The organism is Bdellovibrio sp. HCB290, from assembly GCF_047305925.1.
GTDB lineage: Bacteria > Bdellovibrionota > Bdellovibrionia > Bdellovibrionales > Bdellovibrionaceae > Bdellovibrio.
The window spans coordinates 3445788-3465096 of sequence record NZ_CP178620.1 but is presented as its reverse complement, the minus strand read 5'-3'; the positions used below and the strand labels follow the sequence as shown (position 1 = coordinate 3465096).

19 protein-coding genes are annotated in these 19309 nt (G+C 46.0%); 8 read left to right on the top strand and 11 right to left on the bottom strand.

Annotation, left to right across the window (positions count from 1 at the left end; translation table 11 throughout):
• Positions 1-8: 8 nt before the first annotated feature.
• Positions 9-611, top strand: a complete 603-nt coding sequence (locus tag ACLVWU_RS16865; protein WP_413576057.1) for an FxsA family protein — start codon at positions 9-11, stop codon at positions 609-611.
• Positions 612-662: 51 nt separating this feature from the next.
• Here the strand turns inward: ACLVWU_RS16865 and ACLVWU_RS16860 are convergent, their stop codons facing one another.
• Positions 663-1952: a penicillin-binding transpeptidase domain-containing protein gene (locus tag ACLVWU_RS16860; RefSeq protein ID WP_413576056.1), complete on the bottom strand. Its 1290-nt coding sequence runs from the start codon at positions 1950-1952 to the stop codon at positions 663-665.
• 138 nt (positions 1953-2090) lie between these two features.
• Between ACLVWU_RS16860 and ACLVWU_RS16855 the strand changes: the two genes are divergently transcribed.
• The 3 genes from ACLVWU_RS16855 (at position 2091) to ACLVWU_RS16845 (ending at position 3902) form a co-directional block, all read left to right on the top strand.
• Positions 2091-2699, top strand: a complete 609-nt coding sequence (locus ACLVWU_RS16855) for a TetR/AcrR family transcriptional regulator (RefSeq protein WP_413576055.1) — start codon at positions 2091-2093, stop codon at positions 2697-2699.
• An 89-nt stretch (positions 2700-2788) separates the two neighbouring features.
• A complete protein-coding gene (locus tag ACLVWU_RS16850; RefSeq protein ID WP_413576054.1) occupies positions 2789-3139 on the top strand; it encodes a hypothetical protein in 351 nt (116 codons plus the stop codon).
• A 391-nt stretch (positions 3140-3530) separates the two neighbouring features.
• On the top strand, positions 3531-3902 hold the full coding sequence (locus ACLVWU_RS16845) for a TraR/DksA family transcriptional regulator (protein WP_413576053.1): 372 nt from the start codon (positions 3531-3533) through the stop codon (positions 3900-3902).
• A gap of 78 nt (positions 3903-3980) precedes the next feature.
• Here ACLVWU_RS16845 and ACLVWU_RS16840 read toward each other — a convergent pair whose 3' ends face one another.
• The 4 genes from ACLVWU_RS16840 to ACLVWU_RS16825 form a co-directional block, all read right to left on the bottom strand.
• Complete coding sequence (locus tag ACLVWU_RS16840) at positions 3981-5501, bottom strand: putative glycoside hydrolase (RefSeq protein WP_413576052.1); 1521 nt, start codon at positions 5499-5501, stop codon at positions 3981-3983.
• A 189-nt stretch (positions 5502-5690) separates the two neighbouring features.
• Positions 5691-7631, bottom strand: a complete 1941-nt coding sequence (locus tag ACLVWU_RS16835) for a hypothetical protein (protein WP_413576051.1) — start codon at positions 7629-7631, stop codon at positions 5691-5693.
• Between the two features lie 155 nt (positions 7632-7786).
• Positions 7787-8506, bottom strand: a complete 720-nt coding sequence (gene lexA, locus ACLVWU_RS16830; RefSeq protein ID WP_413576050.1) for a transcriptional repressor LexA — start codon at positions 8504-8506, stop codon at positions 7787-7789.
• Between the two features lie 161 nt (positions 8507-8667).
• Positions 8668-8886, bottom strand: coding sequence for a hypothetical protein (locus ACLVWU_RS16825; protein WP_413576049.1), 219 nt, complete (start codon positions 8884-8886; stop codon positions 8668-8670).
• A 164-nt stretch (positions 8887-9050) separates the two neighbouring features.
• Here ACLVWU_RS16825 and ACLVWU_RS16820 point away from each other — a divergent pair, with 164 nt between their 5' ends.
• Entirely contained in the window at positions 9051-9956 is a 906-nt protein-coding gene (locus ACLVWU_RS16820) for a M14 family zinc carboxypeptidase (RefSeq protein WP_413576048.1), read from the top strand.
• Between the two features lie 30 nt (positions 9957-9986).
• Here the strand turns inward: ACLVWU_RS16820 and ACLVWU_RS16815 are convergent, their stop codons facing one another.
• The 3 genes from ACLVWU_RS16815 to ACLVWU_RS16805 are packed head-to-tail and all read right to left on the bottom strand — an operon-like array spanning position 9987 to position 14541.
• Positions 9987-11681 carry a GMC oxidoreductase gene (locus tag ACLVWU_RS16815; RefSeq protein WP_413576047.1) on the bottom strand — a complete coding sequence of 565 codons (1695 nt, stop codon included), beginning with the start codon at positions 11679-11681 and terminating at the stop codon, positions 9987-9989.
• 12 nt (positions 11682-11693) lie between these two features.
• Positions 11694-12797: a DUF6765 family protein gene (locus ACLVWU_RS16810; protein ID WP_413576046.1), complete on the bottom strand. Its 1104-nt coding sequence runs from the start codon at positions 12795-12797 to the stop codon at positions 11694-11696.
• Position 12798: 1 nt separating this feature from the next.
• Positions 12799-14541 (bottom strand): alpha/beta hydrolase, encoded by a 1743-nt coding sequence (locus ACLVWU_RS16805; RefSeq protein WP_413576045.1) that lies wholly within the window; start codon positions 14539-14541, stop codon positions 12799-12801.
• Between the two features lie 222 nt (positions 14542-14763).
• Between ACLVWU_RS16805 and ACLVWU_RS16800 the strand changes: the two genes are divergently transcribed.
• Complete coding sequence (locus ACLVWU_RS16800; RefSeq protein ID WP_413576044.1) at positions 14764-16035, top strand: sensor histidine kinase; 1272 nt, start codon at positions 14764-14766, stop codon at positions 16033-16035.
• Between the two features lie 2 nt (positions 16036-16037).
• On the opposite strand, the gene ACLVWU_RS16795 is transcribed toward ACLVWU_RS16800, so the two are convergent.
• The 3 genes from ACLVWU_RS16795 to ACLVWU_RS16785 all read right to left on the bottom strand — a co-directional run bounded on the left by ACLVWU_RS16795 (position 16038) and on the right by ACLVWU_RS16785 (position 18024).
• Entirely contained in the window at positions 16038-16496 is a 459-nt protein-coding gene (locus ACLVWU_RS16795) for a hypothetical protein (RefSeq protein WP_413576043.1), read from the bottom strand.
• Positions 16497-16612: 116 nt separating this feature from the next.
• Entirely contained in the window at positions 16613-17569 is a 957-nt protein-coding gene (locus ACLVWU_RS16790) for an aldo/keto reductase family protein (protein WP_413576042.1), read from the bottom strand.
• A gap of 53 nt (positions 17570-17622) precedes the next feature.
• Entirely contained in the window at positions 17623-18024 is a 402-nt protein-coding gene (locus ACLVWU_RS16785) for a hypothetical protein (protein ID WP_413576041.1), read from the bottom strand.
• A 158-nt stretch (positions 18025-18182) separates the two neighbouring features.
• Between ACLVWU_RS16785 and ung the strand changes: the two genes are divergently transcribed.
• Both ung and ACLVWU_RS16775 read left to right on the top strand, forming a co-directional pair.
• On the top strand, positions 18183-18848 hold the full coding sequence (ung, locus tag ACLVWU_RS16780; RefSeq protein WP_413576040.1) for a uracil-DNA glycosylase: 666 nt from the start codon (positions 18183-18185) through the stop codon (positions 18846-18848).
• A 41-nt stretch (positions 18849-18889) separates the two neighbouring features.
• On the top strand, positions 18890-19306 hold the full coding sequence (locus tag ACLVWU_RS16775; RefSeq protein WP_413576039.1) for a hypothetical protein: 417 nt from the start codon (positions 18890-18892) through the stop codon (positions 19304-19306).
• Positions 19307-19309: the final 3 nt, after the last annotated feature.

The following is a 19309-nucleotide window of genomic DNA, read 5'->3' as shown; positions in this document are numbered from 1 at the left end:
GACGTTTTATGTTCGTGATTCCACTTCCGTGGGTGATTGCTGAAATTGTTATTTTCTTCACTTCGGTGCGATTTTTTGGATTCTTTAATTCGATGTTGTTTTATTTTGTTCCGTGCTTGCTGGGGTTCTTTATCGTGAACACCGTAGGTCGCATGGCGATGATGACATTGCAATCCACCGTGGCGCGCGGGCAATTGCCAGCAGCCAAGCTTTTACATTCTGGGGCGATCTTTATTTCAGGATTGTGCTTCTTAGTGCCGACGTTCTTCACTCGCCTGATTGGCTTGGTATTGCTATTGCCGGGGCTTCGTCATTTGGCGGTTTGGAGATTCAAGCTTTACATGGCGAAAAAGATGGCCAGCGGTTCAGCTCGCGTATTCAACTTCGGCGCGGGGCCTTTTGGCTTTGGCGGTTTCGGTGGCATGGGTGGCGGCGGTGGCCCTCAAGCGGGCGGTCCGGGTGGATTTCAGTATTATGAATTCCGCAACGATGGCAGCGGCTTTAGGGACATGAACGAAGATGCCCCACAAGAGCGTGAATTGACCGACGTCGAAGTCGTCGATGTCACTCCGCTGGAAATCACCCACGAACAAAAGAAAAAAGACGAATAAAAAAAGGCTGGAGATCATCCAGCCTTTTTATTTTTTAAGTAAAACCTGTAATTAGTTTTCTACTGCAGTGATGCTGCGTTTTGTGTTTTGTGCGGCGATCACTGGGGCGAAGTATTTTTTGAACATGCTTTGACCCAGGTGAGCGGACTTAACCGTCCAGAATTTTTTGTTCACTGTGATCGCAGCAACTGCGATCTTTCTGTTTTCTTCAAGCGCGTAACCTACGAACCAGTCAACGCGGCCCTTAGGGTTGTCACCAGTCAAGTGACCTGTCTTGCCACCCATTTCGATCTCTTTATACTTGCGATCTTTAGTGATCGGACGGAAAGAGCGGCGGGAAGTTCCTGCCAGAACTGTTTGTTCCATCAGCTCACGAACTTTAACGGCTGACTCTTTAGTCATCGTCATGCCTTTTTCCATCGTGTGACCTTGGTAAACTGTTTTTCCTTCTTTGTCCTGCATCGAGTTCACGATGTAAGGAACAACAACTTTACCGTCATTCGCAACCGAAGCTGCGATCATCGCGCCTTGCACAGGGCTCATGCGATTTAGCTTGTTGTAACCAGAAGCCGCTTCAGCCATTTCGAAGCCTTTGCCTGGTGGGATGTAGGCAACGCCCATGTCCACCGGGAAGTCGGCAGCGATCTCTTGGTTAAACATGAAGCGATTAGAGTATTCATTCAAATCTTCTGGATGAAGATTCTCGATACTTAGGCGGCCGAAGGCTGTATTGATGGAGCGCGCAAAAGCGTCTCTCAAGGAAATCACATTCGTCCAACGAGTCACGCGATCAGAAAGGACATTCTTTTTATAAAGAGTGTATGCGCCACCGTTGTAGTGGATCTTGTGCTCAGGCTCGATGCCAGCCTTATCCACAGCGGCTGTGGCTGTAACCACTTTGAAAACCGAAGCTGCAGGGAACGTGGCTTGAAGATTCAAATTGTTTCCTGTTGGGTTGTCGCGTTGAAAGCTCGACATCGCCAAAACCTCTCCTGTCGTGGCATCGATCATAAAGATCGCGCCGTAGTCAGGCTTGTAGGCTTTCAAAAGGCGATCTGCCTCTTGTTGCAGGGAAGTATCAATCGTGTAGTTGACCGCAAATTGCTCGTCATCGCCGTCCCATTTCAGGTTCAACTTCGAAGGCAATTCGTTGTTTTTGATTTTATCGTTCAGTGCATGCGCAATCTGCGCGCGCTGCTCGATTTGTGATTGAAGTTGCTTTTCAGCTTTTGCTTCTGGTGTGGCAGAGGCTGTGAAGCCCATCAGAGAATAAAGTGCCACTCCGCAAACGCTTGAAAATACGAATAGTTTTAACAAGTTAGGTTTTCTATTAGATCGCATATCTTTTAATCGTAGCATCAGTTTTTTGTCAGTTTCAAGGGCATTCTCAGAAGAAGTCACGGGAAACTGGCTCAGAGTGCGACTTTTGAGGGTTATGAGCGTGACTCGCGCAATAAATTGGACTAAAGACTTAAGTCCATGAAGACTAAAGAACGCATCCTCGTTACCTCCATAGAACTCTTTAATCGCAGTGGTGTTGTCGCTGTGACAACCAATCACATCGCGAAAGCCATGGATATCAGCCCTGGAAATCTGTATTTCCACTATGACAACAAGGAAGAAATTCTAGTCGAACTTTTCACGCGCATGTGCAAAGAGACGTATGATGTATGGCGTCCTCGTCGCGTAAAAAAAGTCACTCCACAAGATTTCATCAACGACAATTTTGATCTTTACTGGCGCTATCGTTTTTTTCATCGCGAGATGTATGCGCTTCGCCGCAAGGATCTTGAGCTTGCCACGATGTGGAGAGCCCATATTCAGAAAATGATGAAGTTGATGGTGATTCTGTATCGTCAGTGGGTGCGTGAAGGCAAAATGGTCAAAATCAACGACGTACATGAAATGCAGTATGTAGCTGAGTCGCTTTTAGCGATGTCGACGACGTTTCTGCAGTTCTTCGAGTCCGCTGAGCGCCAGCCAGGTCGTCGCACGATTGAGCGTGGTAAGCGCCATGTGACTCGCTTGTTATTCCCGTACACAACTGGCGACACTAAAGACGAGTTTGAAAAAATTCTTAAGTCCTAGCCATTTTTGTCACCTCTTCCCTCTGTAAAATCGAGTAGGGGTGGCAGAGACATTGCTAATAGAACCTTATCTCAGCGAAAGGTTCTTCAATGAAGACTCTATTATCGGCGACATTCTTACTTCTGGCAGCCGCTTCCTCGGCTTCTGCGAGTTCTGAAAAATGTGCGGCACTTAAAGCTGAATTGCAGTCCATGCAGATGGCTCAGACTCAGATCATGAACAGTCTGGTCAGCAATCACGAAACCTTTGCCTCAACCCTGGAAGAGTACTCCGACAATTTGGTCGGTGTATCAGGCGAGGCATCCAAGAAATCGATCACAAAAGACATGAAATCATCCGCAAAAGCTTTCCGCACGCGTGGGGTGCAAGGGAAGAGGGTGGCTGAAAAGCTTCAGCAAGGTACACAAGACCTTCTAATTCGTGTTTCTGAGTGTCTGTAGGCAGCTCGGGGGAGCTGTCCTATAGCAGAGGGGCCAGATGGCGACCGAAGTAACAGTAGGTCGCCTTTCGTTGAAATCCAAGAAAACCGCCAACTTTAGTCTCAATCTGAGAATCCTTAACGTTCAATTCATCGCTCTATTTCCTTTAAAATGCCCTAGGTGTATAATTTAACGCTCAGCATGATGTGAAAGAAGATGTCATGGGTACCAGAAAGCTGGGTATTTAGCATAGACGCATCATTGTCCACAAACATTGAAATATTAGTATTATCAATGAGTTGTATAGCTGTAAGTTGATGTAAGATTTTTTGCTTGCAAAAAATACAGGGCTGGAACTTAATGGTTCAGTTCCAATTTGGCACTCAAGTCTCGATGGAACGAGGGGGGCAGTATGGCTATCTCTGAAAAGTTGGTCGGCGAATGCAGACAAAGACTTTTGCAATCGAAGCAGGATATCCTGAATAGGGTAAAAGAAGCTCGATCGAATTTGGATCAGAACGAGGAAAAGGGCGGCGATGAAGGCGATCAAACAGTTCGCGTTCTTGCTGAACAAGAATTCCTTAGCATGCACGAAAGACTTCGTTCGCAGCTAATGGAAATCGAATCGGCTCTGGCTCGTATCGAAAACGGTTCATTCGGTTACTGTGAAGAAACCGACGAGGAAATTGAGCCAGATCGTCTGCGCGCAATTCCTTGGACTCGTCTAAGCATCGAAGGTGCTGAGATTCGCGAGTCTGTGAATAAACGCTACGCTCGCGGCTAAGAGCATTGATGTAGATATCTAGAGGGGATTGAAAGGGAGTAGGGCAGAGCCTTATTCCCTTTCGTATTTTAAGGGCATTTATTTTTTACTGCCTACATCCGCACTGACCATGTCTGATTCATTCCACTTTCCGTATTTGAAGAATGAGCCTCCTCGGATTTGTGGATGGCGTGTACTGAGTGTCTGGTAAATTTGTCTGAACTCACTGGTAGTCCAATAGTAGTTGTAAGCCGGAATAATTTTCTTCGTGCTTCCAACTTCTTGAACAAGATCTTTGATGACTGAATCATAGACCCAATTTAACTGATAGCCCCAGTCGTCGTAGTAGGCCATTGGACTGAAGAAATCCAGATGCTGGGCAAGTTTCTTCGCACTCTGACCGCATTCAATAAATTCAGGTGGCAGAGTGTAAGATCCCAACGGTACTGGTTGCACTGCCTGGATGGCGGCTTTCACTCGTCCAGTATAGTCGGCAACTTTTTGCATACGGTATTCATTCCACTGTGTTCTTTTTGCGGAACTTTGCGAGAAGTTGATTGTAGCAGGGTCATATCCATACAGAGCTTGATAGTCGGCTCGTGTTTTGTCGCTTAGATCCATATTCCAGTTATCGAAACGCAACCAATCGATTGCAACCGCATCCACCTTGTACATGGATAGGAACTCGCGAATGATTGAGATTTGATAGTCCTGAACTTCGATGTTCATCGGATTCACAAAGTATTCGGGGCTGCTGGAATCGCTTCCTTGATAGGAAACAATTTGCCCATTTACCAAAGCTTTCATGGCCCAATTTGTATTTTTTCGAGCGGCAACTTGATCGTGGAATTGTGGTATCCAGGCTTTCACTTTGATTCCACGTTTACCTGCCTCGGCGATGATGGTTCCAATCACATCAAAGCTTTTATAGGCCGGTGCAACCGGGGCAATTTTACTTGGATAGAAAACAGTTCCGGACTGAACACTTTCATCCTCGTCCTGTTTAATGGAAACTGAAACGATATTAAAATTATTTCGTTTTGCCATATCCAGGAATTTAATTACGTCATTAGCTGTCGAGAAATTCGCGATCGTTCGCACCACCAATTCGCGCTCATCTGTATAACGTGTCGGATCCTGTACTGGTGATGGCGACGGAGACGGTGATACTGTTGGGGTTGGAGACGGACTTGGCGTAGTCGATACGCCATCATCAACAACCAAATAGTCAATCATGACCCAATTTGTATTTTTTGAAACTATTCGAATTGTATGGCGACCTTTTGAAAGGTTTGAGATTTCAAACATTTTGTAGTTGTAGCGTTCAACAGTGCTGCTGACGCTAACAGTTTTTCGTGAAACACCGTCAATGATGAATTCGAGCTGTCCACCGTTTGGCCCTTGCCAACCATATACAGTGATCCCAGTGCCGGTAAATGTATACTGACCATAGCCATTGCGGTTGTGGGTGCCATGAGCGATTTTTTTATAGGCGTCGTCGTCCGCGTAAGATCCGATACGACTCCAGGTCCAACCTGTATCAGAATCATCAATCTGAGTTGTCGCGGCCATTGCGATATTTGTGAGAGCCAGAATTCCCAATACAGATCGTAAGATCATTTTTCCTCCCCAGGTACCTTATTATTATTGGTCCATCATTTCGGAAGGCCGGAGGAAAAATTTAGGTAGTCTCAAGAGAGTTCGTTTCCTTATGTAAAGAAGCGCGGAACTCTCTGAGAATGTGTATATTTTTGAAGGTAAAATTCGGAACAGTTTTTGTTTTTTACAAACCCGTAACCTGTTGATGAACTAGAAATTCACACCCAGGCCGACGGTTCCATAGAAGGTCGAAAGTGTCGCGCCGGATTCATCGGCGTTGGTGAAGTCATACTTCTTAATCCCGAAACCCAGTTCTCCGAATACATTATTCGTCCACAGCACCTTACCGTGGAAATTCAGAACAAAGTCATTACCCATTTTTGTCCCGCTGTCCATGGAGCTAAAGAACTGAATGTATTCCATGTCGACAAACTTCGGATACTTCATGAACGGAATATAGTTCAACAAATCGTCGAAGGCCTTCGGCATCGAGCGGGCCCAGAATAGACCGGCACCCATTTTGTTGGCCTTTTGGTTGCCGATGGTCAGTGCCTCATAGGCGACAATGGCGCCCACAGTTTCATCACGCTCCCACAGACCTTGAGAGAATCTGTAGCGCAAATCCACTTCGGTCGAATTCAGGGCGACCTTTTCTGTTTCATCATTTTCTTTTGTCGCTGTTACATCCGCAAGTGAGGTGAAGTATTTCGCGGAAACTCCCCATCTCTGTTTGGATAGATAATTGTTCTGCCAGTCAAAAAGATCATTGAACCAGTACTGCAAGTGAAACTCGCCAACGAAAGTGGATCCGCCTTGAGTGGTGGAAATACCGCTCAGTCTTACGCTCGCTTCACCAGCGCCACCCCGATAGATTTCGATGTAGGCCTTGTGAGGTTCTGATTTCGCCGGATCTCCTTCGGAAACCAACAACTGTGGCTTATTCAGCTGATACTTTTGATCCGCTGTGAATTTCCAGGTGCGAAGGTCCGAGTCCTTGTCTTTTTCATCAAGGGGATCCAATCCTTCGACTTTGGCGTCTTTACTGACTTTGACCCGCATTTGTTCTTTGGTGCTGTAAGTGCCCTGCAAAACATCTTTGTGGGCAAACAGGCGATCCTTTTGCTTAGGATAGTTTTTAATTTCCAGATCATAGGTGAAGACGCCACCGTACTTACCGGCGAAATGCAGGCGTGGATTATTTAGTGAAACATCCATCTCCCAAAGATCACTGGGTTCTGCGATGGTTTTTTGAAAGCCTAAAGTTTTCGTAATAGCACCGTAAATAATTCGCGGAGTGACTTTCGAGTCGCCAACCGGTGCTGGCAATGCTCCCTTGAATGTGACAGCACCCTTGTTCACGCTTTCAATAAAGTCCCACAGATCCGGTTGGATCGGTTCAGACATAAATTCATAAGTCGCACCGGATTTCAAAGTTGCCAGGAAGCCAACCGGGGCGCCGACAGCAACTTCAATATTGTCCTTTAGTTTTTTTCTTTCTTCATTCAGAGCGATGACTCGTGGCTTGGTATCCGATTTTGTGTAATCCAATTTGATGGTCTCGCCATTGATTTCGATACCATAATTTTGAGTACACATCGCAGTGAAACCTTTATCGATATCAGCGCGAAGACAGAAGCGGAAGTGATTGCCGGACTGCCATTGCGGTCCCTTTTCGCTTTTTAAGTTGAATTTCCAATCACCGGACTTATCAACCTTGATCTTCCACAACTCCTTACCAAAAGAGTCAATGATCGTAAGATCACCGGTCTGCATGATTGTCGTGTCCCAGGAAATTTTCAGTTCGTTGTTTTCAACATCAGCCTGCAAGGAGTCGTTATTGAAAACATAGTCGGCAATTTTTAGGGAATTTCCCTTATCCGACTGCAGATCGTAGGCGATCACCGGTGTTTTGATTTTAACATTCGGTTCGGTCACCGCAAAGAAAAGAGGACGTGTGTAGTCGTCAGACTCTTTTGCTTCCCTAACTTCAGCGGCCGGAGCTGCAGATGGAGAAGGTGTAGGCGACGGCGCAGGTGTAGTGGTAGCTGCCACTGCTGGAGCAGGTGCGGAAGATGCTTTGGTCGCTTTGTTCTTTGGCTGTTCATTCGTTTGAGCTGAAGAGTTCATCGCAAGGAAAAGCGATGCCATCATTATCAAGCTGCTCGTGCAAATTTTCATGATACGTCCCGGTTATCTGTTTCTTAACATTATGAAAGCAGCTTAGGAGACAGGCAATAGCCCACAGTCCGAATAGGACCGAAGGCGATACAAAAGATCTGAGCGAGCAGAACTGTTTTAAATTGAGATTAGAACTTGCGAATAAGACCCACAACAATTCCACGAACCTCGACCTGTTCAGGTGAGTACCACATGGACTTCATAGTGGAGTTTGATGGACGCAATTCAACTTGCTTGTCGGAGGTGCCGCTGTCGGGGCGAGGGCGCACGTAAATGCGTTTTACAGTGGCCTCATTGTCGACTGTCGCCACAACGATGTCGCCATTTCCAGCAGACTTCTGCTCTTGAACAAGAATGATGTCTTCATCAAAGATTCCATCCTCAATCATGGAGTCACCTTGCACCTTAAGTGCAAACGACTTGGAAGGATTGCGAACCATAGAAGGTGGTACATCGACGAATTCGTCATGTTTGAAATTTTCAATAGGTTGTCCCGCTGCCACTTTCCCAAGGAGGGGAAGGGACAGGATCTCGTCACGAGCCTGGAGGAGCTTAGTGCGATGAGATCCCGTCGTCGTCGAGACTTTTGCTTGCAAGTGTTCCTGCACCGTTGAGGCGGAGTGAAGCACCTGGATGGCTCTTTTTTGGTTCACCGGGTTGGTGATATAGCCTTTGGTCGTTAATTGTTTCAGGTAATTCTGAACCGAATTGAACGAGGCTAGACCAAAATGATCCTTAATTTCTTGATATGACGGAGAAATACCTGAACTTAAGATGTGGGCCTCGATGTACTCGAGAACCGATTTTTCTTTGGGTGTCAGTGATGGGAGGGGCAATTTCTTTGTCATACTTACATATGAACTTACAGTGTAAATAATATGTAAGTCAAAAAGAAAATGGTCTAGTTTTGTGGTTTATGAGCTGCGCAAAAAATAAATTGGAAAGCCCCAGCGGTTTTCACTGCTGGGGCCATTAAATTAGTGGTTCATTTGTTCTGAAAGTTAGGATTTTACTCTTTGCGTGGGCACTCTTTTTTAGCTTCAACACAGAGTGAATCTGCCTTAGCAATCTCAGGTTTAGCCTCAGATGCAATTTGGCGGGAAACCTTCGCCGGAGGCGTGTTTTGCGCGTGACTAATAGGCGTCATCGAGCAGTTTTGGTAGAAGAGTATCACGACGGGATTTATTACCAACATCGCGACAAAACTAAAACTACCTTTGTTAACCATACCATCCTCCTAAAACACAACAATGGGTGCTAAAAATCACACCTTTTACATTACGGACGTTTGGCGGTAAGACTTTAGTCATTTTCTAGCGTTTCTCAGATTGGATCAAAAAAAGCCATTTTCTCATCTTGAGAGAATTTAAAGACGTGGGATAATAGATAGAAATGATGAAGCCACTTCGTTACCTCATAGCAAGTTTAATATGTATTCTCGCAGGAGCTACTGCTCGTGCAGAGTTCACCAATCTTTCAGAAACCTGTGTGAATGATTTAAAAAAATTCCCAGGGGCGTGGGATGACAAACTATTGCAGAAAGCCTGCGCAAGAGTTGTCATGGATCCTCAATGTGTCAGCGTTGAAGGCCGTCCAATTTATCACTACGACAAAATGTCCAATGAACTGGGTTCCAAAAAAGTGTTGGTTATCAGTTTGATCCACGGTGATGAAACGCACGCGGGAACTGTGGGACGTTACTGGATGGAGCGCCTAGAGAATATCGATCCAAGAAATTCCTGGAGAGTCGTGCCCGTCATGAATCCGGACGGTGTGAAGTATAAGACACGCACTAACGCCAACAAAATTGACGTGAATAGAAACTTCCCAACAAAAGATTGGGATGTGGGTGCCGTGGAGGCCTGGAAAAAATCGACGAAAGAAAATCCTCGTCGTTTCCCGGGTAAAGAGGGTGGCAGCGAGCCTGAAACCAAATGTGCGATTCACCACATTGATGATTTCAAACCTGATTTCATCGTGTCAGTGCATACTCCGCTGAAAGTTTTGGATTTTGATGGTCCGAAGTTTTCTCCGCCACCGAAGTTTGACTATCTTCCGTGGAAGTCTTTGGGGAATTATCCGGGCAGCTTGGGTCGCTATATGTGGATGGAAAGAAATACTCCGGTCCTGACCATGGAGTTGAAAGAGAATCTTCCACCGAACCTGGCGCCGTTTGATAAACTTCAGGATATCATCGGTACTCTGGTGAAACTGGATGCCGCAAGAAGGGCCGCAAATACCTCTTCAGCGAATCCTCCAAGTAAATATCTCCCTCTGGCTTTTGAAGTGAATCAGTAAAGAAAAACCCGCTCCATCGAGCGGGTTTTTTTATGGGACAGTTTGATCTGCCTTTAAGCTGTGTTGTGCTGTTTTGGCGGGAATCTGTTCTGCAATAAATTCCGCAACGGCCGCAATCGTCAGTGAAGGATTTGTGCCCGTGGATGTTGGTAAAATACTTCCATCAACAACATAAAGTCCCTCATAGCCAAAAACCTCACCATTAGTACTCACCAGGCCTGAATCAGCAGTGTCGCCCATAGGGCAACCTCCCAAAGGGTGGACAGCGATGACTTTATCCAGATGGGTCAGTGGATTATCCACAAAAGTTCCGCCTAAATTTTCTGCGACCTTTTTCATTTCCTCGCGCATGCGATCAAAATGCAAATCACTGGTTTTGATGTCCCAATTGATCACGGTCTGGCCGTCCTCACGAAGCGAGACTACTCCATCAGAACGATCGCGGCCCATGCCCAATAGAACCATTGCTTTGCGTGTGAAGGTTCCTCGATCCAAGGCGGCCGCGAATTGATCACCCACGTTGATTTCGGATTTGGTTTTTATGCGCAGAATTTTACAGAAATACTTTTTCAATGTGGTTCCAGCCAGGCAAAGCACACCCATGATGCCTTCGACTTGGGGAACCTTTCCTGAAAGATACCAGGCGATACTATTCGGAAATCCCGCATCTTCCAGGTACATCCCATGGGGGAATCCATCAGGATAGTTTTTCATGGAGTACTTGATTGCCCCCGTGATAACTGGTCCATTAGTAGGATCATTGTTGTCTTGGGTGTTTAACACCGTCCCCAACAAATCACCATTGCCACACCACTTTTGACCCAACCAACGATTTAGCTTTGGCAGAAGGCCTTTTTGTTTCATCTTCAACAACAGTGAAGTGGATCCCACAGAGCCGGCAGACAGCACAACCTTTTTTGCCGTCAATACAAATTCCTGCGACGGAAACTGAGGGACATGGAAAGTGATTTTATAGTGATCATCAAGATGTTCGATCTTGCTGACTTCAGCTTGAGTTCTGACGTCCAGTTTTCCTGTCCCGGATTTCAGATTTCTGGCGCGGAAAATATAGTTCAAATCCAAAGTGTTTTTCGCGTGAATGTTGCAACCCAGGTCACACTCGCCGCACTTGTTGCATTTGGATTGAATCGCGCCATGAGAATTCAAAGTTTGGTGCCCTGGAAATTCCCCTTCAAAGCGCACAGCCAATGGCGGCAATTGGAACTCCGCCGGAGTCAGCGAGTCAGGATTCTGCTGCATTTGCAGGGAGGCCTTTTTTAGAGCGGCTGTTTTTGGTGTGTCTTGATAGTAAGGATCCGTGTTGAACGGATAGGGACGGGCCTCCATCATGGAAATGACTTTATCATAGTACGGTTCAATTTTTTGTCGGGTCAGTCCACCAGGCCAGCCAGCGAAGAATTCTTCGGGCATACGATAAAGAACATTGGCGTAAATTAAGCTACCGCCACCCAGTCCACTGGCAGTCAGAGTCATCACATCGCTGTCAGGGGTGTCGCGAAATTCCATCAAGCCATACTTGCCGTCTTCGGGGTCCCAAAACATGTTGTCCTGAATTTCATTGGGACGACGCGGGAACTCGTGCATTTTCCATTGGCGACCGCGTTCCAGCAGGCAGACGTTGTAACCTTTTTCCACCAGTCGGCAGGACATGACAGAGCCGCCAAATCCGGAACCAATCACCACATAGTCGAAATCAATTTTCATAGAGTCATTTCCTTATGCGACACAGATTTGATATTTAGGCAGAACGTCGTGCAAAACCGTAAAGCGATAAAACAACAAAGCGTCATGCATCAGCTTCCAGTTTGATTTTAGGAATTCCTCTTTGTACGGAACGTTCTCGAGTTCAAAATCATCATTGAATTCAATTTCCTCGAAAGCTTCGGCAAGCCAGCTCTCAGGTCCTTCGGGGGCGTACTTCCAGGTGTCGGTGCCAAACTGAAAACTTCCGCAAAGAATATGATCGCGCCATTTAGCCAGTCGCTCTTCACCTTCCTCATTATCGATGGTTTCAATCAGTTCCTGCACTTTGCGAAGATCCTGATCAAAAATCCTAACCACGGGAAGATTGTTCGCCTTGCGGACCTCCTGATAAAAATCCAGAACGTGCTTCACCGCCAGCATGTAGTCTGCGGGATTGTTTCGTTCAATGGTGCGTCCCTGCCAGTCTTGGTAGCTCCAGCGCAAATATGGAAGATCGGGATAGGATAATACTGTGCCATGACCGATGGGATTGTATTCACCAACAAAGAAGGAAAGGACCCAGTCGTAAAGTCTTCGGAACGGATTTCTACGATAGAACTTTTTTCGATAGTTCATCATGTCCGTATCCAAAGCACCTTCGCCATCATAGATTTCACTCACTTTGTTGATCTCGTGAGTGATTCCCGCAAAGCCCTGGTGCGCCCACGTGTCGACAAAGGCATGAGTAGTTACTCCCAGAAGGTGATATCCAAAAGATTTGTGGAAGTTGCTAACGCAGCTTTTTACCACATCCTGTGCGATCACGCTGTTAGGGCGACACACAAGTTTCTGAGCCAGGGAGTCGACACCGTTTTCACGCACTTCATTGCCGGGAATAAAGTGAAAGGGAATCCAAACGTGATGATTCGCCAGTTCTTTGAAGTTTCGATAATCCAGCATCTTGTGGGCGCTGGCGCGAAACTCATAGGCTGAACGATTTTGAAAAAGAATTGTTCCAGAGTTCACGGCATCGTCCACGTATTGCGAACTACTGGCGATGGTGTTGGCTTCGTAGGGTGAAAATCCGCTCATGCGGGCAAGAACGTAAGTGACCCCAAGGTGAAAATCGATTTGCATGTTAACCCTTCTGCCTGTTCAGGAATGCCAGAATTTTTGGAAAGACTTCGATGTGCGCATACTGCCCCATGAAGGTGTCCTGATGCCCATAGCCGGGAATTTCCAGATACTCGACATTGGCGGCGTTCTTGCCGGTCTTCAATGCCTCGTATGTGAGCTTGTTGGATCCTGGGAAGATGTTGTTGTCTGCTCCGCTCAATAAAAGCGTCGGTGGCAAATCTCTTTTTTGGCATTCGTCCAGATAGTTTTTCGACTTATCAAAAGAAACAGAAGCTTTTGCAAAAAGCATTTTTCTGATGTGCCGATAGTAATGAAAACTGGTGCCGCCAAACAGATCTTTCAAGCGACGGTGAGTCGTCGGGTGAATGTTGCGGTGAACGTAGGCCGCCGGATATCCCCAGCCCCACATGAAGCTGACCAGATGGCATGCAGGCTCTTTGCATTCGTGACGGATTCCGCGCTCCATCCAGTAAAGCCATTTTCCAAACCCAGGACCCGGGAAGTACGCCATACGTGGACTGATATAAGCGTAACCAAAAACATATTCCAAAAGGTCAGGGCCGAAGAGCATTTTGATAAATGCCTGCCAGCGGACCTTCGGAGTTAAAGACACACTGTTTGAAACAACGCTGGAAATTCCATTCACATGCCCGGCAGCCAAAGATGCCATAAAGGAGATGGAGCCCACACAGTGGCAGACAACGTGAATTTTGGTGTCGGGGCCACACTGCTTGCGGATGAACTCCACCGCAGTCGGAATATCGTTCTTAGCGATATCATCCAGATTATAGCGATGCGGGGCCAGATTGTAGGTGAAGCGACCACTGCCGCGCCAATCCAGCGACCACACATCCGTAAAGCCGTTGCTATGCAGGTAGTTTACGAAATTTTGGTGCTCCGGCATAATGAACATATCTGTGGATGTGGTGAGTCCGTGCAGAAGCAAAACAACGTTTTTGGACTCTTTGGCCTTAAAGCGCTGAACCGAAATGGTCAGACCATCCGGAGTGTCTATTGGATGAAGGGTTTTTTCGCCGATGGCCACGCCTTGAGTGGTATTCATGGGATAGAAATGCTCGTTCCATCGTGCGGTTGTGGTGGTGAAAATAAATGGCGCATAGGATTGCCAAAGATTCTTGGCAAAGACATTTAGAAACTTGGCGACAGCTTCCTGCTCCTCAATAGCTGAAGGGGCATTGCTTTTGAATGTTGTCAGTTGTTTGATAAAATCGCTGACGGAAATTCTTAAAATGCCAATTCCACTGGCCGTTTTGTTTTCACCGGGATTGTAGTCAGAGTGCCCCTCCCAGATATAGTAGTACAACGTCGTTGTCTGGGCCCACATCTCAAAGGAATCCTCTTTGATCACTTCCTTAAAACCAAAGAAGGTCCACGGTTGTCCTTGTTGGTCTCTTAAGAAAAGCGTGTAGTGCATTTCCTTTGCGGTGTCTCGGTCAGAACTCGCTTCAGGGCGTACGAAAAGATTGAAAAGTCCCTTCTCGATACTGAAGTCAGTGATTGTACCATCAGCCCCGGCCTGCAGTTGTGGATCAACAATAAACTTGTCCAGATCTGAAACCTTGATCGTCAAGGTGAACTCAAAAGGGACCCTTGGGATCGACTCCTCTAAGCTTTCAAAGTCAGATTTTTTTAGAGGGTTGCTGGTTGAAAGCACAAATGGTTTTGACATGAAATGGCCGGCCATTCGCTCGGTGAACTCGAGAGTGGTTTTTACTGGAGTCATTACAATCCTTTGTTTATGTCAGAATAGGGGGATTGCAATTTTCAGTAAATCAACAAGAGGCAATGAGGACCAAGGGTCAGTGGGCGGAAACTGTTAATAAAAGTACGCACTTTTGCATACTGGAATAAAGTCTGGTTTGTTTATTACAACTATGTAGTACTCTACCGTTCATTTGTTCTTATACCGATAAATAGGCAGACAAAGAATTGGAATACAGCCAGCATGTTCGAGTTTAAAGTCTCAACTGAGGAAGCACATCTTAAGCGGCTCTTTTATCTGAAGATGATTTACTTCATCTGTCTGGTGATTTCTAGTGTCTACCTTCTGAAGTTCAATTTTGAATACCATGTCTCAAATTACAACACAGGACTATTCCTGCTGTGGATTTCGACTGCTGTGGTGCCTCCGATACTTCTGTATCGCTACAAGAGTTATACCTTCGCAGCTTTGTCCTGTAGTTTGCTGGCTTCCGGGTTGTTGATTTACCTTTTGTATTTGTCGGGAGGTGTTGAAGCCCCTGGCATTTTTTGGCTTGCATCGGTTCCCTTTGCAATGGGCGTTTTGTTAAACGTTCGCGGTGCTATTCTTGGTTACTCTATCGTATTTTCCACAATGTGCTGGTTCTGGCTCTTAAATTTTCAGGGTGGCGGTCCGAACATCATTGCGACTTATGGGAACTATAACTTCGAGAAAACATTTAACGTCTGCACATTTCTGATTTTCGCGGGGATCACAACTCATCTGTATCTGAAGGGCGAGCAAAAATACACCAAGCGATTGCAAGAAAAGCACTGGGACGTGGAAAATCTTCTACGCGTGCTTTTGCATGACGTTGCTAACACGCTTTCTGCGATGACTTACAATCTGATCAAAGCCCGCGAAGACCAGGAACACACGGCACCCGGTGGTTTGGAATTGGATAAGATGGAGCGGGCTGTGAATGATATCAATAATCTTTTGCACCAGGTTCGCCATTTAAAGTCAGTAAAAGACGGTAAAGCGTTGATGCCGTTAAATCCAATTTCTATCGCCATTGTTCTTCACGAAGTGATGGAAAAATCGGAGGGTTTCGCGACTCAAAAAGGGATCAAGATCGCTTTGGATTTAACCCGCGACAAGATGATTGTGAACAGTGAAAGAACGATTCTAAGCAATGTCGTTCTGGCAAACCTGATCAGCAATGCAGTTAAGTTTTCCTTACCCGGAGATCGTATTGACTTGCGTGCTTACCCAAGCGAATCGATGGCGATCATCGAGATTCAGGATTATGGTATTGGTATGCCCGAGAATTTGTTGAAAAAGATCTTCAGTCTTGATGCGGCGACCACCCGTTCAGGAACCCACGGCGAAAAAGGCACAGGCTATGGCATGCCTTTGGTAAAAGAGTATCTAACCATGATGGGGGGAAGTATCGTTATTACCTCCCAGGAAGTCCCTGTCGCCAGTCATCCAAGAGGGACCAAGGTTGTCTTGAAAATCCCTCTGTCTGTTTAAAACTATTTTCTGCTCAAGTAGCACTCAAGGCCACGGTTGTCAGTCCATACATAAAGATTCTCACCCACTTGTTTTAAAGTGTGATGTAGAACTGGTAGAGCGATTCCGACACCTTCATATTGTTTAATTTCGCTTGTGCGCGCAGCCTCATCAGTATTCCATACTGTGCGGTAGGTAACTGGAAGTGGGATAATGTCGCCTTCCACTTGAGTGTGCTTTTTGCTGCCACTGCCTTCGCCAAAATGAATTGCTGTTTCAATTTCAGCAATGCCTTCCATGTATTCTTTTAGATAAATAGTAAGAGCCGTGTTTTTCTTTTGGCCGTATGCGCTTGTGATAGTGTAACCTTCGATCGCGCATTTATCGCCACCGATATTCAAAGGACCTGTAACGCCGTCAAGGAAAGAAGCTTGCGCTGCGATTGAAGAGAAAGTTAAAAGAGACAAGATCAATGTTTTCATTTGGGGGCTCCGTATTTACTGAATGTTTTATTGAACGCAGCGGAAAGTATAACAAGACAAGCCCCTACGAAAGGCGTTTGGAAAAAGTTTCGTTAACAATAAGGAACCAACTCTGCTTAGATAGAAAATAGAGTTTTTAGTTCACTATCAATCTGGGGAGTGATGTGGACTCTCAGAGCGCCCAGATTCTCCTGCAGCTGTTCCACGTTTGTCGCTCCCAGAATCACACTGCTCATTCCCGGTTGAGCTGCCACCCAAGCCAGTGCCAGTTGCGTACGTGAACACTCCAGTGCATCAGAAAATTTTTTCATCTCTTTCACGCGGGCAATGTTTTTCTCGGTGTAAAGTGTGTCGCGCAGATTGTCCATGTGGGCAAGACGTCCCTCGCTAATTCCGCCATCATATTTTCCGGTCAGCAGTCCCGAAGCCAGTGGCGACCAGGTGACCAGTCCCAATCCGTATTCTTTCGCTTTCGGTTGGGCATTCGATTCAAATTTTTCTCGTGCTATCAAGCTGTATTGAGGTTGTTCCACCTGTGGTTTGTAGTATCCACCTTTGTCGCAAACTTCCATCGCTTCCTGAATTTGAGCAGCGGTCCATTCGCTGGTGCCCCAGTAAAGAATTTTTCCATGATGAATCAGATCATCCATGATGCGAATAGTTTCCTCAACGGGAGTTTCTTCGTCATAACGATGACAGAAATAAATATCCAGATACTCGGTTCCGATTCGTTGCAGGCTTCTGTTAATGGATTCCAAAACGTGTTTTCGTGAAAGGCCTTTATCATTGATATTTTCGCTCATCGGCCAGAAAACTTTGGATGAAATAACCAGCTCGTGGCGGGGAAGTTCTTTAAGGGCTCCACCCATCATGCGTTCCGCATCCCCTTTCGCATAGACATCGGCGATATCAAAAAAGTTTACGCCAGATTCATAGGCGTGGTGAAGAATGCTGCGAATAGAAGTGAAGTCTTTGACGGAGCCACCGAACGTGGTCCATCCACCCAATGAAAACGTAGAGAGCTTTAAGCCACAATGACCCATATTGCGGTAAGACATATTTTGATTGGACATAAAAAAACTCCCTTCAGTGGAGATCTTCCATCTGAAGGGAGTGAGTGTAAAGCTTAGTGCAGGACAGGTGGTTGTAGGTAGTGGTTGATTTCAACCAGGCGATCCTGATGGCTCACAACGGAGTCTTGGATCTCTACCAATTTCAACATCAGATTGTCCTTTGCCAGTTTGATGGCTTGATAGATGTCACTGTGAACACCCTCGGCTTCGACTTTGGCATCGCCTTCGGTCAGCACAATCGCAATGCGAAATAATTTGCTCAAATCGCGACGATTGAATTCCTTGCCTTCCGTTTCATACTGAAGCGCGAGTTTTTTCGGATTTCGGGCCACAACTGTAACCACTGTTTCCGGAGTTACGAATCCATCAAACTCGTTGATCATTTGATAGATAAACGACTTAACTTCCGGGTTTTCCTCAATAAGTTGAATGGTGGGATTTTGAAGGTTCGTCATAGGCGGGCCTCCTTTTCCTATTAACAGTTTAACAATGGGGCTTAAATTTGTCTGGTCAAGTTGGCGTCGGCATGAAAAATAATTTGAAAACCAATAGGTTTGATTTAGAATCGCAGTCCTAGACTATTGACGTGTGTCATTGTGAGACGGAATTTGAAATGAATCTCGACCGGACTTGGAAATCAAAATTACAAAGCGAACTTGATAAAGACTCAATGAAAAAGCTAACGGCTTTTTTGCAGGCAGAGTCCAAATCTGGCAAAGTTATCTATCCTCAAGGTGATGAGTATTTTGCAGCATTGAATTTGACGCCTCTGGATAAAGTGAAGGTCGTGATCGTGGGGCAGGATCCTTATCATGGACCAGGGCAGGCGCATGGACTGTGCTTTTCCGTTCGTGATGGTGTGCGATTTCCTCCATCATTGCTGAATATTTTTAAAGAACTTAAAAGTGACATGGGAGTTGAAATTCCCAAGAGTGGTTCCTTGACGAAATGGGCGGAGCACGGCGTGCTTTTGCTGAACGCGGTTTTAACCGTGGAAGACGGCAAGGCGGCGGCTCATTCGGGAAAAGGCTGGGAGCAGTTCACAGATAAGATTATCCACGTTCTGAATGAAGAGCGTGAAAATCTGGTTTTTATCCTATGGGGTGCCTATGCCCAGAAGAAAGCGGCCTTTGTGGATCGCAAAAAACATTTTGTGATTGAGTCCGTGCATCCTTCGCCGCTGTCGGCACATCGCGGCTTTTTTGGAACGAAGCCATTCTCAAAAGCCAATGAGTATCTGAAGTCCAAAGGCAAAGAGCCTGTGGACTGGAGCCTCTAGGGCATGTAAACTGGTCTCCTTGAAATACGAGGAGACCGTCTATGAAATCTGTATTCGCACTTTTTATCGTTCTTGCTGCATTCCAACCGGCTTTCGCCACAACCACTGAAGAAGTTAAACAGAAAACTTCCGATGCCGCTGCATCCGCAGTGAACTACTCCAAAGAACAAAAAGAGGCTTTCCAAAAAGAGATGGAAGCAAATCTTGAGGAAATGAAGAACGAAATCAACGAGCTTAAAAAATCCGCCGCTGCTAAAACAGGCGACGCAAAAAAAGAGATGAACGGTCAAATCAATAGTCTCGAGAAAAAGCAAGAAAGCATGTCCAAAGATTTGGCGCAGTTGAAGAAAAGTTCCGGCAAAGCCTGGGGCCACATGAAAACAGGCATGAGCAAAGCGTGGGATTCAATCACTGATTCCTATACAAAAGCTAAAGCTGAATACGCTGAGCAAAAGTAATCC